General features: G+C 24.7%; 24 protein-coding genes and 3 tRNA genes. 8 read left to right on the forward strand and 19 right to left on the reverse strand.

Translation table 4 applies throughout. The features are described from left to right. Nucleotides 1-25: 25 nt before the first annotated feature. The 7 genes from pheT to AAHF53_RS03190 all read right to left on the reverse strand — a co-directional run bounded on the left by pheT (nt 26) and on the right by AAHF53_RS03190 (nt 8,997). A complete protein-coding gene (gene pheT, locus AAHF53_RS03160; RefSeq protein WP_342189444.1) occupies nt 26-2,437 on the reverse strand; it encodes a phenylalanine--tRNA ligase subunit beta in 2,412 nt (803 codons plus the stop codon). A gap of 18 nt (nt 2,438-2,455) precedes the next feature. Next, a complete protein-coding gene (pheS, locus tag AAHF53_RS03165; RefSeq protein WP_342189445.1) occupies nt 2,456-3,493 on the reverse strand; it encodes a phenylalanine--tRNA ligase subunit alpha in 1,038 nt (345 codons plus the stop codon). Between the two features lie 156 nt (nt 3,494-3,649). Continuing rightward, entirely contained in the window at nt 3,650-5,074 is a 1,425-nt protein-coding gene (locus AAHF53_RS03170; RefSeq protein WP_342189446.1) for an MFS transporter, read from the reverse strand. Nucleotides 5,075-5,114: 40 nt separating this feature from the next. Then, nucleotides 5,115-6,194 carry an NAD(P)/FAD-dependent oxidoreductase gene (locus tag AAHF53_RS03175; protein WP_338967166.1) on the reverse strand — a complete coding sequence of 360 codons (1,080 nt, stop codon included), beginning with the start codon at nt 6,192-6,194 and terminating at the stop codon, nt 5,115-5,117. A 260-nt stretch (nt 6,195-6,454) separates the two neighbouring features. Continuing rightward, nucleotides 6,455-7,201 carry an RNA methyltransferase gene (locus AAHF53_RS03180; RefSeq protein WP_338967169.1) on the reverse strand — a complete coding sequence of 249 codons (747 nt, stop codon included), beginning with the start codon at nt 7,199-7,201 and terminating at the stop codon, nt 6,455-6,457. 24 nt (nt 7,202-7,225) lie between these two features. Beyond that, nucleotides 7,226-7,308 (reverse strand) — tRNA-Leu (locus AAHF53_RS03185). A gap of 384 nt (nt 7,309-7,692) precedes the next feature. Further along, a complete protein-coding gene (locus AAHF53_RS03190) occupies nt 7,693-8,997 on the reverse strand; it encodes a hemolysin family protein (protein WP_342189447.1) in 1,305 nt (434 codons plus the stop codon). 527 nt (nt 8,998-9,524) lie between these two features. Here AAHF53_RS03190 and AAHF53_RS03195 point away from each other — a divergent pair. The 6 genes from AAHF53_RS03195 (at nt 9,525) to AAHF53_RS03220 (ending at nt 13,702) form a co-directional block, all read left to right on the forward strand. Continuing rightward, nucleotides 9,525-9,983 carry an NfeD family protein gene (locus AAHF53_RS03195; protein ID WP_342189448.1) on the forward strand — a complete coding sequence of 153 codons (459 nt, stop codon included), beginning with the start codon at nt 9,525-9,527 and terminating at the stop codon, nt 9,981-9,983. Beyond that, nucleotides 9,984-10,877 (forward strand): SPFH domain-containing protein, encoded by an 894-nt coding sequence (locus tag AAHF53_RS03200; protein WP_342189449.1) that lies wholly within the window; start codon nt 9,984-9,986, stop codon nt 10,875-10,877. Nucleotides 10,878-11,218: 341 nt separating this feature from the next. Beyond that, nucleotides 11,219-11,698, forward strand: a complete 480-nt coding sequence (locus AAHF53_RS03205; RefSeq protein WP_342189450.1) for a hypothetical protein — start codon at nt 11,219-11,221, stop codon at nt 11,696-11,698. Next, nucleotides 11,692-12,666, forward strand: a complete 975-nt coding sequence (locus tag AAHF53_RS03210; RefSeq protein WP_342189451.1) for a hypothetical protein — start codon at nt 11,692-11,694, stop codon at nt 12,664-12,666. Before AAHF53_RS03205 ends, AAHF53_RS03210 begins: the two co-directional genes overlap by 7 nt. Nucleotides 12,667-12,731: 65 nt before the next feature. After that, the gene (locus tag AAHF53_RS03215) at nt 12,732-13,136 is read left to right on the forward strand and encodes a hypothetical protein (RefSeq protein WP_342189452.1); all 405 of its coding nucleotides are present in this window, start codon (nt 12,732-12,734) and stop codon (nt 13,134-13,136) included. A gap of 407 nt (nt 13,137-13,543) precedes the next feature. Next, entirely contained in the window at nt 13,544-13,702 is a 159-nt protein-coding gene (locus tag AAHF53_RS03220; RefSeq protein ID WP_342189453.1) for a hypothetical protein, read from the forward strand. Nucleotides 13,703-13,983: 281 nt separating this feature from the next. Here AAHF53_RS03220 and AAHF53_RS03225 read toward each other — a convergent pair whose 3' ends face one another. From AAHF53_RS03225 to AAHF53_RS03245, 5 genes are all read right to left on the reverse strand, one after another. After that, entirely contained in the window at nt 13,984-14,922 is a 939-nt protein-coding gene (locus AAHF53_RS03225; protein ID WP_342189454.1) for a formate/nitrite transporter family protein, read from the reverse strand. Between the two features lie 573 nt (nt 14,923-15,495). Next, complete coding sequence (locus AAHF53_RS03230) at nt 15,496-16,143, reverse strand: UPF0236 family transposase-like protein (protein WP_342189455.1); 648 nt, start codon at nt 16,141-16,143, stop codon at nt 15,496-15,498. A gap of 438 nt (nt 16,144-16,581) precedes the next feature. Beyond that, nucleotides 16,582-17,607 (reverse strand): hypothetical protein, encoded by a 1,026-nt coding sequence (locus AAHF53_RS03235; protein WP_342189456.1) that lies wholly within the window; start codon nt 17,605-17,607, stop codon nt 16,582-16,584. A gap of 334 nt (nt 17,608-17,941) precedes the next feature. After that, nucleotides 17,942-18,017: transfer RNA gene (locus tag AAHF53_RS03240), tRNA-Glu, on the reverse strand. A 6-nt stretch (nt 18,018-18,023) separates the two neighbouring features. After that, a tRNA-Asn gene (locus AAHF53_RS03245) sits at nt 18,024-18,099 on the reverse strand. Nucleotides 18,100-18,413: 314 nt separating this feature from the next. On the opposite strand from AAHF53_RS03245, the gene AAHF53_RS03250 reads away from it, so the two are divergent. Continuing rightward, nucleotides 18,414-18,899 carry a hypothetical protein gene (locus AAHF53_RS03250; RefSeq protein WP_342189457.1) on the forward strand — a complete coding sequence of 162 codons (486 nt, stop codon included), beginning with the start codon at nt 18,414-18,416 and terminating at the stop codon, nt 18,897-18,899. 215 nt (nt 18,900-19,114) lie between these two features. Here the strand turns inward: AAHF53_RS03250 and AAHF53_RS03255 are convergent, their stop codons facing one another. Beyond that, nucleotides 19,115-20,767: an ETX/MTX2 family pore-forming toxin gene (locus tag AAHF53_RS03255; RefSeq protein WP_342189458.1), complete on the reverse strand. Its 1,653-nt coding sequence runs from the start codon at nt 20,765-20,767 to the stop codon at nt 19,115-19,117. A 322-nt stretch (nt 20,768-21,089) separates the two neighbouring features. Between AAHF53_RS03255 and AAHF53_RS03260 the strand changes: the two genes are divergently transcribed. Beyond that, nucleotides 21,090-22,373 carry an Mbov_0401 family ICE element transposase-like protein gene (locus AAHF53_RS03260; RefSeq protein WP_342190168.1) on the forward strand — a complete coding sequence of 428 codons (1,284 nt, stop codon included), beginning with the start codon at nt 21,090-21,092 and terminating at the stop codon, nt 22,371-22,373. A gap of 166 nt (nt 22,374-22,539) precedes the next feature. On the opposite strand, the gene AAHF53_RS03265 is transcribed toward AAHF53_RS03260, so the two are convergent. The 6 genes from AAHF53_RS03265 to AAHF53_RS03290 all read right to left on the reverse strand — a co-directional run bounded on the left by AAHF53_RS03265 (nt 22,540) and on the right by AAHF53_RS03290 (nt 25,319). Continuing rightward, nucleotides 22,540-23,076, reverse strand: a complete 537-nt coding sequence (locus AAHF53_RS03265; RefSeq protein WP_342189459.1) for a hypothetical protein — start codon at nt 23,074-23,076, stop codon at nt 22,540-22,542. Between the two features lie 31 nt (nt 23,077-23,107). Continuing rightward, on the reverse strand, nt 23,108-23,350 hold the full coding sequence (locus tag AAHF53_RS03270; protein WP_342189460.1) for a hypothetical protein: 243 nt from the start codon (nt 23,348-23,350) through the stop codon (nt 23,108-23,110). Nucleotides 23,351-23,365: 15 nt separating this feature from the next. Beyond that, nucleotides 23,366-23,596 carry a hypothetical protein gene (locus AAHF53_RS03275; protein ID WP_342189461.1) on the reverse strand — a complete coding sequence of 77 codons (231 nt, stop codon included), beginning with the start codon at nt 23,594-23,596 and terminating at the stop codon, nt 23,366-23,368. 164 nt (nt 23,597-23,760) lie between these two features. After that, on the reverse strand, nt 23,761-23,973 hold the full coding sequence (locus AAHF53_RS03280; RefSeq protein WP_215826178.1) for a hypothetical protein: 213 nt from the start codon (nt 23,971-23,973) through the stop codon (nt 23,761-23,763). A gap of 71 nt (nt 23,974-24,044) precedes the next feature. Then, nucleotides 24,045-24,887: a rolling circle replication-associated protein gene (locus AAHF53_RS03285; protein ID WP_342189462.1), complete on the reverse strand. Its 843-nt coding sequence runs from the start codon at nt 24,885-24,887 to the stop codon at nt 24,045-24,047. Between the two features lie 132 nt (nt 24,888-25,019). Beyond that, nucleotides 25,020-25,319, reverse strand: coding sequence for a hypothetical protein (locus tag AAHF53_RS03290; protein WP_338966992.1), 300 nt, complete (start codon nt 25,317-25,319; stop codon nt 25,020-25,022). Between the last annotated feature and the right edge of the window lie 528 nt (nt 25,320-25,847).

Consider the following 25,847-nt stretch of genomic DNA (forward strand, 5'->3'; position numbering starts at 1 on the left):
TACCTTTCTAGTTAATAAATAACGATTAACGCACCATAACTTTTAAATCTTTCATTGCTTTTAAAAATAAATCATACTGCTCTTTTAAATCTTCATCAGTAAGTTGTTTTCTTGCATCATTAAAAAATAATCGTAAAGTTCAAGATTTTTTATCTTGACCAAGTTTATCAACATTTTCATACTCATTAATAAGTTGCAAATCAACTAACCTATTACTAATATTTAACAATGGCTTAATAATACTATCATAGTTTGTATCTTTATTAACTAAAAGCGACAAATCAAATCAAGAAAACATATTTCTAATAATTGTCTGATATTTAATATCGCCTTTAAAAAGTTCATTAATTAATGTCATATTTAATGAAATAATAAAATTATCATCTTTAAAATCTAATTCTTGTTGAATTTTTGGATGCACTTTACCAATTATCGCAATTTGCTGATTTTTTATTACAACATTAGCTTGTAAATGCGGATGCAAATCATCGTATGTTGAAGGAACATACTGAATATCTTGATCATTAAAGTTTAATTTCCGCAATATTCCTTGCAATAATCCCTTAGTATTAATGAAATCAACAGTAATTGCTTGTGATAAATAAGGAATATCCATTCATTTACCTTGCAATAAAATTGATAATTGTTGATGATGAAATTTTAAATCATCATAAATATCTTCATAACTATAAATTTTAATATCATTAATTTTTCGGAAATTATTATATTGGGCTATCGTTAACAACGAATTTACTAAATTAGTTCTTAAATACTGATGATTTAACGACATTGGTTGTAATACCTTAACAGGTTTTGTAACATTAAAAAAATTAAAACGATTTAAATTAATACTTGACTCTAAATTATAAGTTTTTGTTTCAAAAATATTTTGATTTAATAAATAACTAATAATTGTTTCTAAAATATATTTACTTCAATTTTTTTCTTTAGTTAATGGTATAAATAATGGCATTATATTAGGAATATTGTTATAACCATATCTACGAGCAATTTCCTCACTAATATCAGCCTCATTCATAATATCAAGACGATACTTAGGGACAGTAATTACTAAATCATCATTAATACCCGATTCCGAAATTAAAAACCCTAACGGTTTTAAAAATTCAATAATATCTTTTTTTGTTAAATCACTAATGCCTAAAATACTTTTCTGAATTTTTAATGATGTTTTTATCGTTACATTTTTTATCGCTAACACTTTATTATTAATTATTGGTGATACTTGTTTAATAGCTACAATTGATGTTAATAACTCTAAAAACCTTTGGATAGCAATTTCTAAATTATGCCCATTTGATGGTTTTGACCATCGTAATAAATTATTAGCATTAAGTAATGATAAATATCTTTTCTTTTGCTCATACATCTGCTTCTCATTTAAATGTAATGCTAAAACTACAAATTGTTTAGTTGCATTAATAATTTCATATTTCTTGTTAGTCATAACACCTAACACTTCAATAATATCATCACCAGCAATGACAAAATCTTGTAAAGATATCTCTTGGTCATTAACTTTCGTTTCTGCCATCGCTTTTTGAATTGATATTTCACTATTAATTTTTGAAAAATCATAACCTACTAATGGTTGTCCGGTTTCTCAAGAAACATAATTTAGTAAATCTTGAATTAAATTATTTGGACGAATATTAGCATAACAAAGTCTTGAAAATAATCACTTTGGCGTAACGACACTACTATCAATTAACACCGTAACATTTTTCATCGCTTTAACAAGATTATTATCAATTTTAATGTCTAATGATAACTTATCATTAACTAAATTTCCTAAATGAGAAAAATCATCAGTTATTAACGATTTTAAAGGCAATTTAAAGAATGCTGCTATCTCGCGAGCTAATTCATAAGCACTTAAACAGTCACTACGATTATAGGTCAAATTAATAACAAAAGCAGTATCATTTTCAAAAATATAACTTAAAGGATTAGTATTACCTAATGGATAATTAACATCCTCAGGAAATAAATAAACCCCAACAGCATCTTGATTAGCTAAAACTTCCTTAGGGATTCCTAATTCTTGTAACGAACAAATCATTCCTAATGAAGGCTTATTAGCAATCATTCTTTCTTCAATAATCATGCCATTGGCTAAATGAGCACCAATTTTAGCAAAAATAACAAAACGATTTTCTTCAACATTATTAGCACCACAAACAACAGGAATCGGTAACTCTTCATTAATATCAACCATACAATACGATAACTTATCAAAATTAGCAAGTTTAACTTTTGATAATACTTTCCCAATAACAATATTAGTATTTAAAGTATCAAAACTAAAAACTCTTTCAACTTCAAAACCACTATCATTTAATGCTTGTTCAATATCTTCATTACTAATATTTTTTAAATCAACATATTCATTTAAAAATTTACGGGTAAAAATCATATATACGCTCCTATTATTCTAAAAATTTCTAAATTGCTTTAAAAAACGATAATCATTCTTATAAAAATGACGAATATCTTCAATACCATATTTTAACATTGCAATCCGCTCAATACCAATACCAAAAGCAAAACCTTGTAAAGAAGCAACAAGATTATTTTTAATAAAAACATTCGGACTAATCATTCCAGCACCTAAAATTTCTAATCACCCTGTATGTTTACAAATACTACATCCAATACCAGCACACTTAGTACAACTTACATCCACCTCAACTGATGGTTCCGTAAAAGGAAAATAACTGGGGCGCAAGCGCATTTTACTTTCTTCGTTAAATAAGCGTTTAATTAAATAATTTAAAGTTCATTTCAAGTTAGCAAAGGAAATATTTGGTGCAACTAAAAAACCATCAATTTGCATAAACTGATGACTATGCGTAGCATCATCATCATCACGACGATAAACATTACCAATAGAAACAATAGCTAACGGTAAAGAAGCATCTTTATATTTTTCTAAATAACGAGCCGTAACATTAGTACAATGTGTTCTTAACAAATAATTACTATCTAAATAAAATGAATCTTGCATCTCACGAGCTGGATGATTTTTAGCTAAATTTAACCTTTCAAAGTTATATTCATCAGTATCTACTTCCTGTCCTTGCACAATTTCATACCCTAACTGTTCAAAAATTTCACTAATCTCACAAATAATTAAATTTAAAGGATGACGATTAGCAATCAAAAAACTATTCACTGGTAAACTAACATCAATTGTTTCTGATTTTAATTCTAATGCCAAATTTTTTTCCTTTAAAAATTTTTCTTGAGTTTCAAATAAACTAATTATTTCCTTTTTAAAAACATTAATCATCCTTCCTAAAGCAATTCTTGCTTCATTTTTTAAATTATGCATTGTTCCTAACAAAGTAGCTAATTGCGATTTTTTACCTAAATATTTTATTTTTAAAGTTTGTAAAAGGTCTAAATCTTGACATTCATTAACTTCCTTTTTTGCTTGCACTAATAATTCCTGTAATTGTTGTTCTGTCATTTACTTCACCCTACTATCATATAATAACTTGTTTAATTATAACAAATTCTATGTAAACCCTAATAAAAAAAGAAATTATATTTAAAATATAATTTCTTTTTTTATCTTTCTTTTATCACAAGTAAATATTAAATCTAATTATAATAACTATAAATTCTATTCATTTTCATTATCGTGATACGATTTATTTCATACTAATGATAATAATATACAAGCACTTACACCACAAACTATTAAAAATATAAAGGTTGCATCCCAACGATTGCTTAAACTTTGTAATCCCGAACCAATAACAACTTTAGATATCACAGCATCACCAAAATAACCAAATATCCCCGTAAAACCAGCAGCTGTCGCTACAACTCTTTTATTTGATAAATCCATCGCTTGCATCCCAATAAACGCAACTGGACCATAAATACAAAAACCAGCAATTCCCATAAAGAGAGCAATTTGTCAAATACTTTGATATTGAGCTTGTCATAAACCAACAATTGATAATGTCGTAATAGCAATTGCTGCTATCATAATCGGTGTTAATCTTCCTTTAAATAATGTTTTAGCAGTAAATCCCATTAATATCGTTCCTGGAACTGCCATTCATTCAAAAATACTTCATAATCATTTACCTTGATTTTTAACATCAAAATTATGCTGTTCTTTAAAGAAAGTTAATGTTCAATCAGAAACACCATTTCTTAATACATATATAAATAAATTAGCAAAAGCAATAATTCACAAATTTTTATTTAATAAAACATATTTTTTAAAATAATAAAATCAAGTTTTTTCAACAAGCTTATTTTTATTACCATTAGCACTAACAAATTTTTTAACTTCAATATCTAATTTTTCAGGGTAATACTTTTTATAATGTTCTTCAACTGATAACAAACCTAAACTTTCTGGGCGGTCTTTCATAAATATACAAATTAATATTCCCCCAACTAAAGCAATAGCACTAGGCAAAATAAAGTAACCTGCAATACCAATATATTCTTCTAATAATGAATGCGATATTATAATTATTATCGCAATTATTGCTGTTCCAAAATTATGCGATGTATTCCAGAAAGTCATCCGCATTTGTTTTTCTTTCGGAATAAACCAATTAGTCATACTTCTAGCGCTAGCCGGTCATCCCATTCCTTGAAATCAACCAATTAAAGCCATTGAACTCATCATTAATACAATATTAGTAATATTAATACCAACCGTTCATCCCATTACAAAATTCATTAATGATGACAAAATTAAACCGATTCCTAAGAGTCAGCGCGCATTACTACGATCACCAACAGAACCCATTACAAATTTAGAAACTCCATAACTAAGTCCCATTGCCATACCAACTAATGAATAAATATCTTTCGTCATTAAACCATTATTAATTAAATCACTTCCAGCAACACTTCATTGTCTTCTAATAAAATAATATAATATATATGATATTATTGCTATTCAAAATACTCGCTCTTGATGAGATTTAAAATATTTTTTAATTAAAAAATCTTCAGTTAATTGTTCTTTTGCTTTTGCTGGTTTCATAAACGCAAACATTTTTGCAAATCAAATTTTCATATTTTTTATTACCATCCTTAATAATCTTTATTAATTTTTATTAATTTTTATTTTTTAATTCTTTTTCTTGAATCATATTAACAACATATTTAGCAATCGCCGGACTTGCACTTAAACCAGGACTAGATATACCAACAACATTAATTCATTTTTCAGAACCCCATTCAATATGAAAATCATTTTTTGCTTCAATTGACCTTGAACCAGCAAACATACTCGTAATGTTAAAATTTAAATCAGGTTTTATTTTTTTCCCTGTTGCAATTAATTCCTGAATAGTTTCTGTTTTTAAAACAATTGTATTGTGATTATGATAATCATTATGATTTTCTGCTGTTGGACCAATAATTATTTTATTATCAAAGCTTGGAGCAACTAATATCCCCTTTCCTAAACTAGTTGGTGGTAAAAAATATATCACATCAATATTATCTTCATTTTCACAAACTAAATACTGACCTTTTCTTAATGACAAACTAAAGTTTTTTGTTTCTTCAATATTAAACTGAGCCCCATGACCAGCACAATTAATAATTAAATCAAAATCAGATGGGATAACATCTTTATGACCATCAAAAAATAATTTAGTTGTTAATGCCACAAAACTACAATTTTTAATAATTTTAATGCGATCATTATTTTCTCATTGTTTAAGCAATAGCGTTACATATTTCTTAACATTTAAAATATAAGAATCAACGCCTAATAAATATTTGCTAACATTTTTATTACTAGATGAATTTGCATTTAATGTTAACAAATTACTATTAATACCATTAACAATTCCTTGCTTTAAAAGCCGATCTAATATTTTAACATCATCTTCATTAAAACCCAATACTTGTGAAGGAGCATATTTTATAATCTCATTATTAGCTTTTTTATCCGCCAAATATCTTTTTTTTCAAATATTATGACCTTGCATTCCCAAAATTGCTTTTAAAGTTCCTGGTGTTGCGTCAAAACCCATATGAATAATATTTGAATTTAAAATTGATGTTTCGGAACAAACATCTTGATTTTTTTCAATAATTGTTATTTTATTATTAGATTGTGCTAATAATTCCTTTGCAAGTTCAAGACCAACAATTCCCGAACCAATAATTAATATTTTTTTCACCTTAACATTCCTTCTTTCCTTACTAACTAATTAAATATCTTAAAGCCAACTTTATTTTAATACGCTATAAAGTGAAAAAAACTTTTTTCTTTGAAACATTATTTCATTATTAGTTTATTATTTTAAAATTTTTATTTTTTTAATTAAACATTTAATTTATATATCGTGGTAGCAATAACAACCATATGCTATCTTCTTAACCATTTTTATTTAATAAGTTCCTCTCTAAGACATAAAAAAATGCAACTAAAAAAGTTACATTAATTTTGATTCATTATTTCATAAAGACTAATAGTTAAAGCATTAGCAACATTCAAAGATTCTACTCCATTTGATGTTGGAATATAAAAATTATCATCAATCAATGGTCATAAATGAGGATTTATTCCTTTACCCTCATTACCAAATAATAATGCTACTTGACTATTAAATTTTACATCTCGCAAACGATTATTAGCTTCTTTAAATACTGTACCATAAACTTTAAAACCTTTATCTTTTACACTAGCAATAATAAGTTCCAAATTAGTTTTAATAATATTTAAATGAAATATCGCCCCCATTGAAGTCCGAATTACTTTATCATTATAAATATCAACACTATCATTACTAATATATAATGTTTGAACATTAAAGGCAACACAACTACGAATGATGTTTCCTAAATTAGTCGGATCTTGAATCTTATCTAACATGACAACTAAATTTTTATCAACTTCATAGTTATCTAAAAAACTACAAACACCAATAATTGGTTGTGGGTTAACAGTTGTAGATATTTTTTTAATAATTTGCTCATTAACAACAATTATATTACTAAAATCTTCTATTTTATTAGCAATATCTTGTGTTGTTAAAATCATTAATAACTTATTTTGTTTCTTAGCCTCTTCAATTAAGTGAAACCCTTCAATAAGAAACTGTTCCTTTTCTTTACGATACTTGCTCTCTTTTAACTTGACTAAATCCTTAATTAATGAATTATCTATTGAATTAATTATTTTCATAACAAAAATTCTTTCTAAAATTAATGGTGCCCAAGATCGGACTCGAACCGATACGGATTAACCGATGGTTTTTGAGACCATTGTGTCTACCATTCCACCACTTGGACCTTATTTTTTTAATTATATAGTATTTTACTAAAAAATCAATATTTTCCCCAAGAAAATCTGTAGAAACGGTCGCGTTTAGTTTTCTTAGGTATTTTTTAAAAAAGAAAAAATAGTCATTTACTATAAATTATTTCAATATGCAAATTAAGTATATATTTCTTATGTATGATTTTTGTTGTAAAAAATTATTTTAATGTTGTTTTTATAAGCATTTTACTTAGTTTTTATAACCTTTTATTAAGAATATGTTTGTTAATATTAAATATTTTGTTTTATTAATTATTTTTCAAGTAAAAAGGTAATAAATTTTTAGTTGCTTTTCTTTCAAAATTATTCAAATCTTTACCCACCTAACAAAACTTTATGCGCCCGCAACCAATTAACTATTCTCAATTTTCAGTTTTATTATTTGTTAATACTTCAATTTCAAACGAAGCATAAGAATTTCTTACTTTAATAATTCGGAAAATATAGTTATTATATTGAAATTCTGGACTTTTCTTAGTAATTTTTGCTTCACCGCTAATTTCACGATATCATTCATTTAATGACTTAGCATTTGTTACCGGTACTGATTCATTTAAAGTTTGAAATAACTTTTTTAACTTAATTGTTCCTACTACTTGAAATTTATGATGTCCAATTTCATAAATTTTTCCTGTTGCATCATGCTCATCATAAATTTCGCCAACTAATTCTTCAATTAAATCCTCCATTGTAATAATACCAATAAAATCTTTTTTAGTTTTACTACTTGTTACAATTGCTAAATGCATCTTACTCTTTTGCATTTTTTCTAAGGCAACACTTAATTTGGTATTTTTAGACAAAAATAACGGTTTTTGCAAAAGCGCTGGTATCGTTAATGATTCATCATCAAGAGTATTAATAATAATATCTTTAACATTAAGAATTCCCTTAACAACTTTAGTATTAGAATTTATTACAGGTACTCTAGTAAACCTCTTTTGCCGATATAAAGTCTTAATATCACTAATAGAACTATTGTAATTAATTGTTATTACTTTATCTCTTGGCTGCATTGCCACTTTAACAGTTTTTTCATCAAACATAATTGCTGAAGTAATTAAATGACGCTCTTGTTTTTCCAAAACACCTTCATTTTCAATAGTTTTTACAAGCTCTAATAACTCTCTTTCTGTTGTTGAAGGATGCTCTGATTTTAATTTAATTTTTGAAAACATATAAGCTAATGGGTAAAAAATTAACCGCACCACAACAATCACTCATGAACAACTAATAGCTAACCTTTCAGGAATTCATCGCGCAATATTTTTAGGAATAATTTCTCCAAATAGCAATACAATCACTAAAGAAAACATTGTTGATATTATTAATGATCAATATGTTGGTAAACCCAATTGATTATCAAAAAAGAAAGTAACAAATGTCGCTAAAGCAATGTTAACTAAATTATTAGCGATTAACAGCGTTGTAATCGTAATACTATAATCTTTAACTAAAAGATATACTCTTTTAGCTTTTTTTGCCTGTCTTTTATTAGTTTTTGCTAAATTTTTAATCCTAATAATATTAATTGAGGTTAATGCTGTTTCCATTGCTGAAAAAAAAGCACTTAAAAATAATAAAATAAATATTGTTGGTGCTAACCAAGATAATGTAATTTGTCAACTCATATTAAAAACAAGCCAATCATCAATTTCCACTAGTTATTAATTCCTCCTAAAAGATAGTTTCTTTAAATATGGACTATAATTATAACATAAAAAATCCATTGATATTAACTAATTCTTATATAGGGGTCGCGTTTAGTTTTCTTAGGTATTTTTTAAAAAAGAAAAAATAGTCATTTACTATAAATTATTTCAATATGCAAATTAAGTATATATTTCTTATGTATGATTTTTGTTGTAAAAAATTATTTTAATGTTGTTTTTATAAGCATTTTACTTAGTTTTTATAACCTTTTATTAAGAATATGTTTGTTAATATTAAATATTTTGTTTTATTAATTATTTTTCAAGTAAAAAGGTAATAAATTTTTAGTTGCTTTTCTTTCAAAATTATTCAAATCTTTACCCACCTAACAAAACTTTATGCGCCCTGATAACTAAAATACTGGTATTTAATAGTTAAAATATTTATTAGTAATAATTAGGTACCTTATAATTATAGATTTTTAAAAATAATGATATAATTCAAATTATAGAAAAGCAAATGGAGGAAACTAAATATGGAAATTATAAATATTATCTTTATGGTGGGATGATTAATAATTGCAATTTTATTTTTGGTTTTTGAACTAGTATCATTGGACTTAACATCAATTTGATTTTCTATTGGTGCGATGGCAAGTTTATTTAGTGCTGCCTTTCAAATTCCATTTTATTGACAAATTTTTGTTTTTGCTGTTATTAGTGTTATTTGTTTGCTTAGTTTAAAACCATTAATTAGTAAAACAATGAAAAAAATTCAAATAACAAAAACTAATGTTGATTTATTAATTGGTCAGACAATAAAGGTTATTAAAACATTTGATGAGGAAGGCCTTAATGGTGAAGCAAAAGCAGAGGGTAAATTATGGACAATAACTTCTAATGATAATGAACCTTTAAAAGTAGAACAATATGTTAAAGTTATTGCTATTAAAGGTGTTAAATTATTAGTTACAAATGAAACGGAGAAAAAATAAATGAATATCATTGGTATCGCAGTAATAATTGTTTTAGCATTAATAATGATTATTACCTTAGTTACATTAGGACTTTCAATTCGCATTGTTCCGCAATCTCATCAATATGTTATTGAAAGGTTAGGAAAATATTTTAAAACATGAACATCTGGTTTACATTTTAAAATTCCGTTTATTGATCGTGTTGTTCGCGATGTTAATTTAAAAGAACAAGTTATGGATTTTCCACCACAAGATTCTATTACTAAGGATAATGTAATCATGAAAATTGATACGGTAATTTTCTTTCAAGTAACTGATGCTAAATTATTTGCTTATGGGGCTGAAGACCCTTATCGTGCGATTGAAAATTTATCGGCAACGACTTTAAGAAATGTTATTGGTGAATTAGAGTTAGATGAAACCTTAACATCACGAGAAAAAATTAATAATAAATTAAGAATTATTTTAGATGAAGCTAGTGATGCATGGGGCGTTAAAGTTATTCGTGTTGAAGTTAAAAATATTATTCCACCACATAGTATTATTGAAGCAATGGAAAAGCAAATGCGAGCTGAACGAGAAAAACGCGAATCAATTTTAAAAGCAGAAGGTTTTCGGCAATCAAAAATTTTAGAAGCTGAAGGAATTAAACAATCAGAAATTATGAAAGCAGAAGGTAAAGCAAGAGCTGTAGAATTAGATGCCAATGCTAAAGCAGAAGCGATTAAGTTAATTAATGATGCTCAACCAGCAAAGGAATATATTGCTTTGGAAGCTTTTAAATCATTTGAAAAAGTTGCTGATGGTAATGCTGTTAAAATTGTGGTACCATCAGAATTAGCAACTATTGCTTCAACAGCAACTATTTTAAAGGAAATTTTTCAACATAATAATAATAAAAATGAAAAATAATATTTTTAAAAAAATATTATTTTTTTATGTCATAATAAAATTAAGAGCATATTTTAATTAATTAAATAGATTATTTAGTAATTTTAAATAATTAAAATTATTTAGAATGTTTTTACTTTCCAATTTCTTATTTATTAAATAAATAAAAATGGATAATTTTATTTTGTTATTATTTGCATTAAATTGATAAAAAATATAAAATTAAAAAGTAAATGTTGAATAAAATTAAAAACTATTAATAATTTTTGAAAGGAGAAAATGATATTGATTAAAAAAATTCTAACCATTGAAAAAATATTAATAAGATTACTAAAAAAGTAACTATTGCTAGTAAAAATAAATTGTGATTAGGATTAATTTTAACTTTTACAGTTATTGCGATAATTATTCCAGGTGTATATTTATTAACATTAGATATGGTTAGTGTTTTTACCAATGCTATTAGTTTAGAAGATACTAATAATAAAAAAATTCCCGATATTAGTCCTAAAATTCTTAATCCTGATGATGGTGAAGGGTTAACTGTTAAACCAATTCCTGATGATGATTCAGCACCGGGGATTGTTAATGATAGGTTACTTTTAGATGGTGCTAAAATTAATGTTAAAAACTATGATAAGTTTAAAAGTTTACGGCTTATTGAATTAGAGAATTTAGTATTAGAATATTTTAAAAATTATGTTCAAAATAATAAATTTTTACAGACAAATAATAAAACTTATAAAAAATTTGATTATCGTTATAAATATCTTACTGCTGAAAATAGTAAAGAAATTGATAATAGTTTTATTCAAGATGATGTGAAAATAAAAAAGTGTTAGTTAAAGATATTGAAAGATATGAGATTAATCGGCCTGATATTTATGAAGTTGTTAATGCTAATATTTTTTCACTATCGTTTAATTTAAAAATTATTAATACAAATGTGTTTTATAAAAATTATTTTGACTTTTATTCATTTCAAGGGTCTAGAGAGCAAATTTCTCAAAATAATATAACTAATGCTACTACTGGTTATTTAACTAGTGAACGGGTATTGTTTACTGATAAAGTATTAGGAAAAGAAATTTATCGCGAAGTAAATGATTCATTAAGAGATTTTATTTTTGCAAATCCAATTGAGTTTGATAATGATATTAAGATTAAACCAATAATTACTACACAATGTCTTAATGAGTGTGCTAGTATTAATGATTGAGATACTTTTAGAGAAAAGTTATATGATGCATCACAAGTTCTTATTGAAGAAAATAAAATTTATTATTCTGATTTAGTAATTTATATTTATTTTATTAGTACTAATATTAAACTTGATAAGTTATATGAATCCTATGAGCAATTGCCAATTCAGCCTTTTATTGTAACTAATCATTATACTAATAAAGTTGCTAGTCAGAAATTATTAATTAGTTCAACGAATCGATTGAAACAGAAGCGCAACAAAACTATTGCTGAATATATTGCTTTTGCTATTTCATTTCCAAAACTTGTTTTAGAGAAAATTCAAGATTGAGAATTTTTAAATGATAATTGAAAAGATAGAGTAAAAAAAGGAATTTATAATTATCTTTATAATTATCTTGTAACTAATAAAAAATTTAATATTATTGATGATGTTAGTTTACCAATATTATCGGAAAATCATTATCTTAATTTATTAAATTTAAAAAGGAAGTTAAACATTATTGAAATTAAGCAGATTAATTTTAATGCCTACAAATATACTGTGAATATTATTGGGTTTAATGATGAAGAAATTATTTTAATGGGAATTAGTTTTTTTGCTTAGAGAAATTATTGTTAGTGTTGTTGCTAAAAATATTGTGTTATTAAATAATGAAAGAATGGTTAAAAATGTTAAATAGAAATGATTTAAATGAAAGTAATGATATTTATGAATTAGGTAAAAAACGATTAGATCAAAGTAATAATCGCATTATTACTTTAAAGCAAGATATTAATGCCACAAGAATTTACTATGGTTCATTTTTAGAAATAATGGCACGATTAATATTAATTTTAAGTCAGGTTTTATTTATTGTTACTATTTTTTTAAATGCTATTAATTATGCGAAATGATTTTTAGATTTTAATAGTGAAGTCACAATAACAGTTAGAATGATTATTATTTCCATAATATTTATTTTTTCAACGATTATGGCGTTATTATCGTCATTATTTTTTATTATTCCATTATTAGTGTGCAAAACTATTGCTAGTATTAAAAGTTGGTCAATTGTGTTTATTTTGGGCGCATAAAGTTTTGTTAGGTGGGTAAAGATTTGAATAATTTTGAAAGAAAAGCAACTAAAAATTTATTACCTTTTTACTTGAAAAATAATTAATAAAACAAAATATTTAATATTAACAAACATATTCTTAATAAAAGGTTATAAAAACTAAGTAAAATGCTTATAAAAACAACATTAAAATAATTTTTTACAACAAAAATCATACATAAGAAATATATACTTAATTTGCATATTGAAATAATTTATAGTAAATGACTATTTTTTCTTTTTTAAAAAATACCTAAGAAAACTAAACGCGACCCTTTTTAAAAAACTTCTTGTGCTTGTCATAAGTCTGTGGTATATTACATAATTACAAATATTGTTATAACTAAAACCATAAATAAAAAAATATTTAATTATTAAAAGTTAATAATGCTGTTATTTATAAAATTTAATCGCTCTCCTAATCAACTTAATTTAAAATCACAACAAATGCAATTAGACTTCACGATTGACACATTAGACAAAGAATATACCCAACTAATTCTTAAAAAAATTCAAGAAGCTGGCTATAATGTAATAATTAGTTAGCATTGCTAACCATTCAATTTATTCAATGTTATAATAAAGGAAATTAAAAGATTACTAAATATAATATTGAAATTGAAAGGACTACATAGTGACTTGTCTTATTTGTGAAAAACTAATTAGCCCCGAAGAACTAAAAGAATTAAAGGAGCAATATCATCACTTAATACAAATCCACGAAAATAAACTTTTACAAACTCATTTCCAATGTGCAGGTGATGGTATCATATACTAATAAAATGAACCACGGAGTAATCCGTGGTTCATTTTCATTGTACTTAATACTATAATTTAGTTCCTTTAAATTTTCCAGCAGCGATTTCTGCATTAATTCGTTTTTTAAATACTAATAAATAAACCATTGGTAATACCACACTACCACCAATAAAATTACCTAACAATGTTGGTAGCATATTCATTATTGAAAATGTTCCAAAATCTTGACCAACCATACCATTATTTAAAAATAAACCAGTCATTCAAACATAAGCATTAGCAACAATATGTTGAAAACCAGAAATTCCAAATGCTAAAATTACAAAGAAGCATAATAATACCTTAGTTGCTGAATTTTTAACAGACATATTCATTCAGAACAACCCCGCAATTAAAATATTACAATAAATGCCACTAACAAAATTTTTTAAAAAAACTGTCCAATTAAGATTACTCGGACTAGAACCGATTTTCTTATCATAAATATACTTAAAAGCATTATAAAACTCAGAATCAACTTTCATATGTCCCATTAAATAAGTAGATATCGCAACAATTAATGCTCCTAAACAATTACCAACTAATACTAAAGATAAATTTACAAGCATGCGACGCAGTTTTGCTTCTCTTTTAACTATTGGTAATAATGTCAATGAATTAGAAGTAAATAATGTCCCACCAATAAAAATAACCATTAATATTGCTGGCGTAAAAGTTAGTCCTGTAATTAAAGCAATCATACCAGAAGGCATCCCATTAGGTTTTAAATTTCCATTACTGTCTTTAATAATAAATCCTGATAAAGCAACAATAACAATAACATAAGCAATTGCTACAAAAAAACCTGCCATAATGCCAAATAGAAATGTCTTATATCACGGATCGCGTAATTTTTGAAAAGCATATTCAAATACTTCAACAAATGTCTCTTCATGTGAAATATGATCTTTAATAAGGACAGCATTACTATCATCAAAACTATGTAATGGTTTTTCTTTTGAACTCATTTATTAATCTCCTTTGAAGCTCATATTAAAAAATAAATAAATATTTTCAATTATTTATATTATGTAATAAAAGATTAAAAATTACAAGGTCGCGTTTAGTTTTCTTAGGTATTTTTTAAAAAAGAAAAAATGGTCATTTACTATAAATTATTTCAATATGCAAATTAAGTATATATTTCTTATGTATGATTTTTGTTGTAAAAAATTATTTTAATGTTGTTTTTATAAGCATTTTACTTAGTTTTTATAACCTTTTATTAAGAATATGTTTGTTAATATTAAATATTTTGTTTTATTAATTATTTTTCAAGTAAAAAGGTAATAAATTTTTAGTTGCTTTTCTTTCAAAATTATTCAAATCTTTACCCACCTAACAAAACTTTATGCGCCCTTTAGTTTTCTTAGGTATTGCTTTGAAGAAGTAAAACAATCAGCTAATTATATTATTTAATTACTAAACTAACCCTGCCTTTCTTGTTATTATCATTTTTATTCTTTTTCATTTTATCATATTATTGAATTTTTACACAACAAAAATTATTAATTTTATTAAATTTTAACTAATATTTTTACTTACTTAAATCTATTATATTTATTTGTTACAGCATTACCTTTATAGTTAATTCAACTATCATCATTTTTGTTATTATATTTATTTCATAATGAAGTTTTATATATTTCTTTTCTGATTTCTATTTCTGAATTAATATTTTCATTAATGTAATGTAATACATTTAATTTGTTTAAATTTGCCATTCTTAAATGTAATAAGTTATTTAAATTTTTATGATTATATATTTTCGCCCCATATCCTAATTGTTGTTTTACCAAATGTGACACATCACTTTCAATGCTACAACCAATATTTCATTCTAAATTTTGATTATGAATACCTTGCTTATTATTACTGAAATAATTACTCGCCTTTCTTAAATTTATTTTAATATCTTTATTTAATTCATTTTTAGCAACATTACGAATGTTTTTGATTAATTCTTGATGATTTCCATCCTTATATAATTTAATTCAACTATTTAGTGTTACTTTACGATTTTCAAAAATAATATTAAATGCAGTTTGTTTTAATTTTTTAATAGCATGATAACCATCTAAAATATATCTAACATTACCAAAACTATTGGCAATTTCTCTAATTCAAGTAGCACCATCACCACAAACAATTATTTTGTCATAATTAATATTAACATAATGTTTTTGCAATTCTTTAATTAATAAAGGTCGCGGGTCGCGTTTAGTTTTCTTAGGTATTTTTTAAAAAAGAAAAAATAGTCATTTACTATAAATTATTTCAATATGCAAATTAAGTATATATTTCTTATGTATGATTTTTGTTGTAAAAAATTATTTTAATGTTGTTTTTATAAGCATTTTACTTAGTTTTTATAACCTTTTATTAAGAATATGTTTGTTAATATTAAATATTTTGTTTTATTAATTATTTTTCAAGTAAAAAGGTAATAAATTTTTAGTTGCTTTTCTTTCAAAATTATTCAAATCTTTACCCACCTAACAAAACTTTATGCGCCCTCGTTATTTATAAAAATTTTAAATAAAAAAATAAATCCACCCCTTTTTAAAAAACTTCTTGTGCTTGTCATAAGTCTGTGGTATATTACACTAACAACTATATTTTAAAATTTAACCTTTTTCATTATTAACATTAAATGCTTCTAACCAGCACAAATACTTTATAACCATTTCAATATCATAATAAACATTATCCAAAATAACATTTCTAATTTGATTTAAAGAATGAACTTTATGAAAAGAACATAATAATTCGGAATTTGGACTAGCAACTGGACCTAAATCTCATATAAACGAAAATTCATCATTATTAATTAATATTTGCGGAATTTTCTTATTATTATCAAGAGCCACTGTTGTTAATTTTTCCATAACTATTGGTGTAAAAAGTTTTCTTAAATTAATTGGATCATCATCTTGTAATTTAAATAATGAGCCAAATTCTGCTGATTCAAAACAATCTTTATTTTTTCTTAACGAACGAATAATTTTTAAATCTTCACGATTAACAGTAGTTATTAAATTTGTTGCTTTTGTTTTCGCAATTAAATACAACTTGCGATAATATGTTCTTCTTAAATGAGAATTTCCTTTGTTATCACTGCTAGTAGTTAAATGTTCATAAATAATAGTTCCAAATTGAAAAGGAAAATCTTTATATTTACCCACAAAAGTATTTTTATAAAAAAAATCATTATAGAAACTTTGATGTTTAACTGGCAAATTAGTGAGTCCTGCTTTAACTTCACTAATGACTACTTCTGGATAAGCAATATTTGTATAATATGAATAAAAACTACTTAATGTTTCTAAATTATTAAAAGCACTAATTAACTTAGTTCAAGCCTTATTTCTTAAAAATAAAATTGTTATCCCAGTTAATATACAAATAATAGTAATAATAATTAGAAAAACAGGAATGACCATTGCTCATTGAAAAATAAAAGATAAAAAAATTACCGGCAACATCACAATAAAACTTAAAATTATTAATAACAAACCTCAATATCGATATCAAAGATTTAAATATTTTTCATCAGTTACAGAGAGCATTAATCCATTAAAAATAACATTAATATTTTCATTAATAGCCCGTTCAACTTCTACAGGAATTTTATTTGTTAATGAATTTTCCATCCTTTATCACACTAAAAATTAATTTTAACATCTTCCCTTTCTAAAACTTATTAGTATTAGTATGGTTATTATTTCTTAAAGCTATAACTTGATTCAAAGTTTCTTTTTCACATTTCATATATAACTTTAGTAGCATCAATTAACTTCACTAATATCGTCTTGCGTTCTTAACAATCAATTGCTTTTTAAAAAACTATTGCTCATAATTTACTCCTTAAATATTTACAATAGTTTCATTATATAATAATTACTATAAAATAACACCACCAATAAATTATCATAAAAACAAAAAAATCCAACTTTATTGTAAAGTTAGATTATTTATATCACTTAATGGTGACCCGTACGGGATTTGAACCCGTGAATGCACGCGTGAAAGGCGTGTGTGTTAACCGCTTCACCAACGGGCCCTAAAATGGCGCCTAGTGTAGGGCTTGAACCTACGACCTACCGGTTAACAGCCGGTTGCTCTACCAACTGAGCTAACTAGGCAATTGTTTAATTCAATCATTTTAAATTATATCTACTTTTAATTTTTTTGCAACTAAAAATGCCATAGTGGTCGCGTTTAGTTTTCTTAGGTATTTTTTAAAAAAGAAAAAATAGTCATTTACTATAAATTATTTCAATATGCAAATTAAGTATATATTTCTTATGTATGATTTTTGTTGTAAAAAATTATTTTAATGTTGTTTTTATAAGCATTTTACTTAGTTTTTATAACCTTTTATTAAGAATATGTTTGTTAATATTAAATATTTTGTTTTATTAATTATTTTTCAAGTAAAAAGGTAATAAATTTTTAGTTGCTTTTCTTTCAAAATTATTCAAATCTTTACCCACCTAACAAAACTTTATGCGCCCGTAATAAAGGAGTTAAAATAATGAAAATTTTAAATATAATAGCTCTTTTAGGACTAACAACATTACCAATAGTTGGGTGTTCTAAAAGGGAAAACAAAACAATATTACAAGTTGATAATGAAACATACGAATTTACTTTATCAAAAGCAAAAATTAATTGAATGTGAGACGGTTTTAGACAAAATTTTAGTATAGCTTTAAGTGAATTTGATAAAAATGAAATCGGATTAAATAAATTACCAATTGATTTTAAAAATACATTAGCTATGAAAAATAGTTATATTTATTTAGATGAAGAAGGAGCAAGCACATTAAAAATTGATAATCTTGGAAAAAATGGTGACTTAAAAGTAACAAATATTAAAGGTAAAATAATTAAAACACGAAGTTTTTATAATTGATTAGAATTTAATTTTCAACATAATTAAAAAGAAATAGTTTTTTAATATGACGCAATTCTTAAACAACTAAACAACTTTTTCATTTTTTCTATTTTAACAAAATAAAAAACCAGTAATTAACCAAAATTACTGGTTTGAATATTTTTTATTTTTACAAGAAATTTAAACTTGTTTTGTTTGTTTCAATTGTAATGACTAATCACTCCCAAAAAACTTAATATTTTTTCAAAATGTGTTTATGCTTAATTTTTTTCTACAATTATACTTGTTGTATTATCTTTAAAAGTTATATTTTGTTCATCTAAAGTTAAGGGAATAGCTTCTCCAATTTCAGTCTGATGCATAATTATTTCTTTTTTACTTTTAATATTATAAGAAAAATTTATGCTATCATCATCGTTTATCTTTATTTTTGAAGGTAAGATATTATTTTCTAATAAATTAAGCATAGCATCCTTAATTGAAATAGAAATTGTGGTTTTATTATTATTTTTATCAATAAAATCTACGCTAACCCTACCATCAACTTTTTGAAAAACATTTAAAGTAAGTTGTATGTTATTTTTTCATGAACTATTAAAAATTGAAATTTTACTATGTGGTGGCACCTTTACTGGTTGAGATGGAACAGCTATTGTTGTAGTACTTGTAGTTGTTTTAATTTCTGTATCAGAAGAATTTGAAGTATTTCCTACAGTATAAGTCTTTGATCCTCCCCATGTATATCCAGCGCCAACTTCAACACCAACTTCAACTTTTCCTTTTGCAACAAGTGGTATACCAGCTTCTCCACTAGCTTTTACTGTAACTTTAGTATTTACATTTCAACTTCAATTTTCAGTATTTGATGTTGAATTTGATTTAGAAAATCCATTCATTTTTTGAAATGTATTTGTTTCTGTAAATTGTTTAGAACAAGAAATCGTATATTGAGTTTGCTCGCTATTGCTTTTATTTATAAATGTTGAAGCAGAATCTTTACAGGCACTTTCAAGGTTTTCTTCTGAATTAAATGATTTATTTTTTTGTTCTTCATCTATTATAACATTAGATACCGTTAAATTTTCTAAATTAATATTTAAAATATCTTTAATTTCAGAATTAGGGTTTTGTTTTTTGTGTTGTAAATATAATCCTCTTTTTGCATGTTCTTTCATATCATTAATATTAGATTCAATTAATTCAAAAGGTTCATATTTATATATTTTTTCTGAATTAGTAAGATAAATATTATTGTTTATATTAAAAATAGAAGAAAAATGTTTATTTTTTAAAATTTGTACTTTATTTTTTCCATCTAAATCAGAAACATAAATTGACCAATTTTCAATATAATAAATCTTATCATTTACAATAATAGAATTTGCATTTTTTCCATGATAATCTGTTTTATCGCCAATATGTTGATGAAAATATTTTTTTTCTTTTGTTTCAGGATTATATTCACAAATTAAACCTGATGCAGAATTTCTAATGTATATTTTATTATTTAAATAAACACAACCTAAAGCATTCCCGTTACCATTTTCAAAAAGAGTTTCAATAGACTCTAAATTTTGATTAATTAAGTTATATTTATAAAATTTAGAATAAAAACTTCTTTTTGTTTCATCTTTAAATTTTGCACCTATAAAATATATATTATTATTTACATTTATAGGGCTATAATATATATTATAGTTTTGATCAACTTTTAAAATAAATTGTAAAAAATAATTATTTTTAATTTCTCTTTTAACTCTACTTAAATTTTCTAGATTATTTGTTTTGAAAGAATTAATTTCTTTATTTATTATTTTATTTTCTGGTATTTCTGCTGAGGCATTAGCCAAGATTATTGGTGTTATGCTCGATAAGCTGGTAATTGTTGTTAAGATAGCGAGTAATTTTTTCATATTAATTAACTTCCTTTTTGTTAATGTTTACTAATTAATAAAATTTATTCAACAATCAACAGCCCTTCTCAAATTTGTAAAGTTTAATTAATACAAATTAATTATAAACAATTAAATAAGAATTTCTTTCATTTTTTCAGGATATTGAATACTAGTTCTAAAAAAATTTATCATTAAAGCAGAAAAATAAGCTAACTAAACTTTATTAAAATTACTATCAAGAAAGGCAATTTATTATGTTAAAAATTAATAATAATGTAAAAAGTTCAGAAAACAAGCATTGGTTTAGTTTGTTTACAACCCATAAAAATATGTACACCAACTGGCTAATGAATACGAAAAATTAGATGAATATTTATATAAATATCACTATCGCTTAAAACAAGGTTATAAAGTAGTTCATTTTTCATCAAGAACAATTATTACAATTTTTGGTGATATTACTTTTAAACGACGCCGATATAAATATTGAAATCAAAAATCAGGTAAATTTGAATATGTATGTTTGTTAGATAAAGAAATTGGTTTATTGCCCAAACAACGCATTTATTTTGATGTTCAATTTAAAGTTTTAAATCTTCTGGGTGATGGTAAAAGGTATCGCGATGTTTTAGATGCTCTAAATCATTGTTATATTTCAAAAGCTAGTATTTCGAATATTTTAAATAAATATGATATTGCTGAATATTTTCAACTTGCAGAAAAAGAAACTAAAACTAGAATTGATGTCAAAAATAAGGATTTATATATTCAACTAGATGAGACATTTTTAGCGACATTAGATCATAAAGTTAAACAAGACCAAAGAATTCGTTTAGTTACTTTTCACACCGGACATAAAGAAAAAAATTACAAAAATGCTCGTAGAGAATTAGAAAACAAACGAGGTCATTTTCTAATGTTAAAAATTGGTAAGCAAATAAATACGATGGATTATCGTGATTTATTAATTAGAGAATTACAAAAACATTATGTGAATATTAATTATGACAGAATAATTATTTGTGGCGATGGTGATGCTTGAATTAGAGAAATTGCCAATAGTTTTGGTAATGTTAGATATATTTTAGATGGTTATCATGCTATTAAAAAATTAAAACAAACGGCATTTAATATTATTTTTGAAAATCGTAAAGTAACACTAAATAGTTGAATTAAATTATATAAGGATGGAAATCATCAAGAACTAATTAAAAACATTCGTAATGTTGCTAAAAATGAATTAAATAAAAATATTAAAACAAATTTAAGAAAAGCGAGTAATTATTTCATTAATAATAAGCACGGCGTTCATCATCAAAATTTAGAATGAAATATTGGTTGTAGCATTGAAAGTGATGTATCGCATTTAGTAAAACAACAATTAGGATATGGAGCAAAAATATATAATCATAAGAATTTAAATAACTTATTACATTTAAGAATAGCAAATTTAAACAAATTAAATGTATTACATTACATTAATGAAAATATTAATTCAGAAATAGAAATCAGAAAAGAAATATATAAAAATTCATTATGAAATAAATATAATAATAAAAATGATGATAGTTGAATTAATTATAAAGGTAATGCTGTAACAAATAAATATAATAGATTTAAGTAAGTAAAAATATAAAATTAATATATATTTAGTCAAAATTTAATAATAATTAATAATTTTTATTGTGTAAAAATTCAATAATATGATGAAATAATGATGAATTAAAAATGACAATAATAAGAAAGGTATGGTTGGTTTAGTAATTAAATAATATAATTAGCTGATTGTTTTACTTCTTCAAAGCAATACCTAAGATAACTAAACGCGACCCATATTCTTGTAAACCTTGAGTTACTCTATCATTTTCTTTATAGTCAGTTCCTTCTAAAAATAAGTTAGTTTCATCTCATAACAGCAAATGCTTTTCTTCTAATATCGGATAATTATAATCTAATAAAGACATATGCCCTAATGAAAGCATTTGTTTATCCGTAATCGGAAAAGTAGAAATCGTTTTTCAACCACTTAATAAGTAAGAAGCTAAAACCATTAAAGCGGTTTTCCCAGTTCCTAAGGCACCAATTACTAAATTTAAAGGTGAATTTAATAAGAAATTAATAAAACTACGGCGAGCAAAAAAATGAGAAATTTTAGTATATAAAACATACAAAACAATTAATAAATAAATAATATCAAATAACATTCGTCAACTTTGAGGATTATAATAATACAAAATCGCACCGTAGAATCACGCAATAATAAATAAAGTGCGATTTAAAGCGACAAAATCATATAATCTTAAATTTATTTTTTTAAACAATAGCATCACTTAAATCACACTCTCTTTATTTTTATTACTATCTGCCGGGCATTAATTTTTCAAACATTTTGAAAGCAATTAAAAATAAACCAATAATTACTCCAAGCAAGAAAACTCAATATGTAGCAAAAAAATTAACAACATTAGGCATATTACCACCAATAATATCGGTTCAAATGTGACCAAACGCTCCAATTAACGCTTTTCATAAGTTAGTAACCGCTTGTTCACCAGTGACAGCCACAGGCGTGGTCGCTTCTGCTAAGAAAGTTCCAATCATATAATCACCCCCTTTCTAAACAAAATATGATTTAACCTTATAAAATAAAATAACCATAAATAAGATAATGAATACTAATACCATTCAAAAGGCAATGTTCGCTATTAAAAGTCAAAGTAGTTCTTGGGTTAAATCAATTTCCTTGCCAGAAACTCACGCCGGAATAACTTTAATTTGAATAAATAAATCTCAAAAATACAATTTTGTCATTTCTCAATCTAAATCTTTTCAAGCAACTAAAAACATAATAATTATCGCTTAAAAGGTCAAAAGAGTAGAAAAATAATGGCCGAGAACAGCATCACAATTATTAAAATTGAAAACAAAAATACAACTTGGGGTGGTAAATCGGTAGTTGGATAAATTAATTCAATTAACTCAATAATTATTTTTTTAAACATTTTCTAAACCTACTTTTTAATTTCTTTTTCATCTTGTTCTAATAAATTTCGCTTAAACTTTGCAATAAATATTCGTTGTGCATAAGTAAAATCTTTTGGCAACTGCTTTGCTTCACTACCATATTTCTTTTTATCTTTAAAAAAACGATAAATATTAACCGCAATATAGTATGCTAGTAATAATGTTAAAATCGTAAAGAACACTAGGCCAAATATACTCATCTTTCTTTTCTCCTTAATTTTTTAATTTTTAATTCTTATTTTAAATTGCAATTTTTTTCATTTTTAAACTCCTAATGTTTCATTTTTCTTAGTTGATTTCTAAATATTAAACTTTCTAATGAAGCATAATTTGCACTTTCAAAGTCAATATAATCAATATTTTTAAATTCATAGATTGCTCCGCACATTTTGGTTTTAAATTTATTAACTGTTGATTTTAAGTATTTTACAAATTCAGAATTTACAGTTCTATTAACAATATTATTCAAAGTATCGGTAAATACTTGTTTTCTAGTAATGGGATTTTGACAGTTATATGAGAATTGATAAGCCTTGATATTTAAGTCATACTGGTTTAATGACTTTTCATTCAGGACATTTTTAGTTATATATTTGGAGCAATATTTTACAACCATTTCATTAGTGTTTTCACGAACTCTAATATTTTTGTTAATTCCATAAGGTCAAAATTGTAAAATAATTTTATGTGGTATTTTTTCGGTAATTAAAATATGAAAATGAATAACGCCTCGTTTCTGATATTCATAGGTATACAAGTACTTAATATTTTTATTTTTAACTTTAAATCAGTATTTTAATTTTTTAAAAAATTTATTTAAATCACGCTTACATTTTCTAATATCAAATTCATTAACATCAGCATAAGTAAGAGTTAAGAATGTAAGTTTTTTACAGTCTCAAAAATTATGATATGCTTTTCGAATAACATTAGATTTTGCACGAATATTGCTATTAAGCAGTTTTGTACCACAATTACCATTATTTTTTAAACCGCTAGCATTACGAGTATTTGCTTTGATGCGTTCTAAAGGCATAACAATATTGCGAATATATTGACCATAATAAATGGTTTTCATATAAAAATCAGTCGGATTTTGAGGTTGTAAATTCATATTTTATGCTCCCGTTTTAGATTTTCGCCAGTTGTGTTATTTAATCAAGTAATAGTCGGCTTCGCCGACTAACCCGCTAGCGGGCGGGGCATACGCCTTCCGCACCGCTTCGCAGACCGAAGTGATTATCAATTAACTGGACAAGTTTTTTTGATTTTTTGATAATTCAATTTTTTGCAAGTTAACTATTTTGGGGGTTTTTTCAAAAGTTAATTCGCAACTAAAAAATGATTTAACATTTTCTTTTAACAGTTTATAAATTTCTTGTTGTTCTAGATTGTTATCATCAATTCATAAAGCCTTTTGTTCGCCTGTAGGCTCAAATAAGTCATTTTCATAACGCAAAAATTCGGCAGAATAACCTGACATCATAGAGCCATCTTTATTTTTAAATATTTTTCTTTTTATACTAACTAATTTAACTTTAAACATTATTTTTTAAATTCCTTTTACTTTTATTTTTTAAAATTTTTTTAATATGATTAATAAATTTTTTCTCACAAGCAACATGCAAATATCGTTTATCACTAAATAGATGTAAACTACCAGCGACATATTTTATAATCTATCGTTCCTTTCAAAATTTAAAAACCCTTTTCATCGCAAGAATTACAGATTCCAACTGTATTTTTATTACCAACAACATAACTTTCGTTGTCGCATTCAATACAAAATATTACTGCCAAAAGAAAACACCCCCTAAAAGTTTGTAGAAAACAAAATCTTGTCATATGTATATGGTTTCTACAAAATTTTTAGTAAAATGTAATATACCACAGACTTATGACAAGTACAAGCAGTTTTTTAAAAAAGGGATGATAAATTATAAAATAATGCAGAAAATTTTTAAAAATAATTTATAATGAAATTTCAAAGTAAAGAAATTGCAGATTAAAATTTGGAGAAAGGTTGTTGATTGTTGAATAAATTTTATTAATTAGTAAAAATTCACGAAAGGAA

Origin of the sequence: Spiroplasma endosymbiont of Dilophus febrilis (genome assembly GCF_964030685.1) — a bacterium.
Taxonomy (GTDB): Bacteria; Bacillota_I; Bacilli_A; order Mycoplasmatales; family Nriv7; genus Nriv7.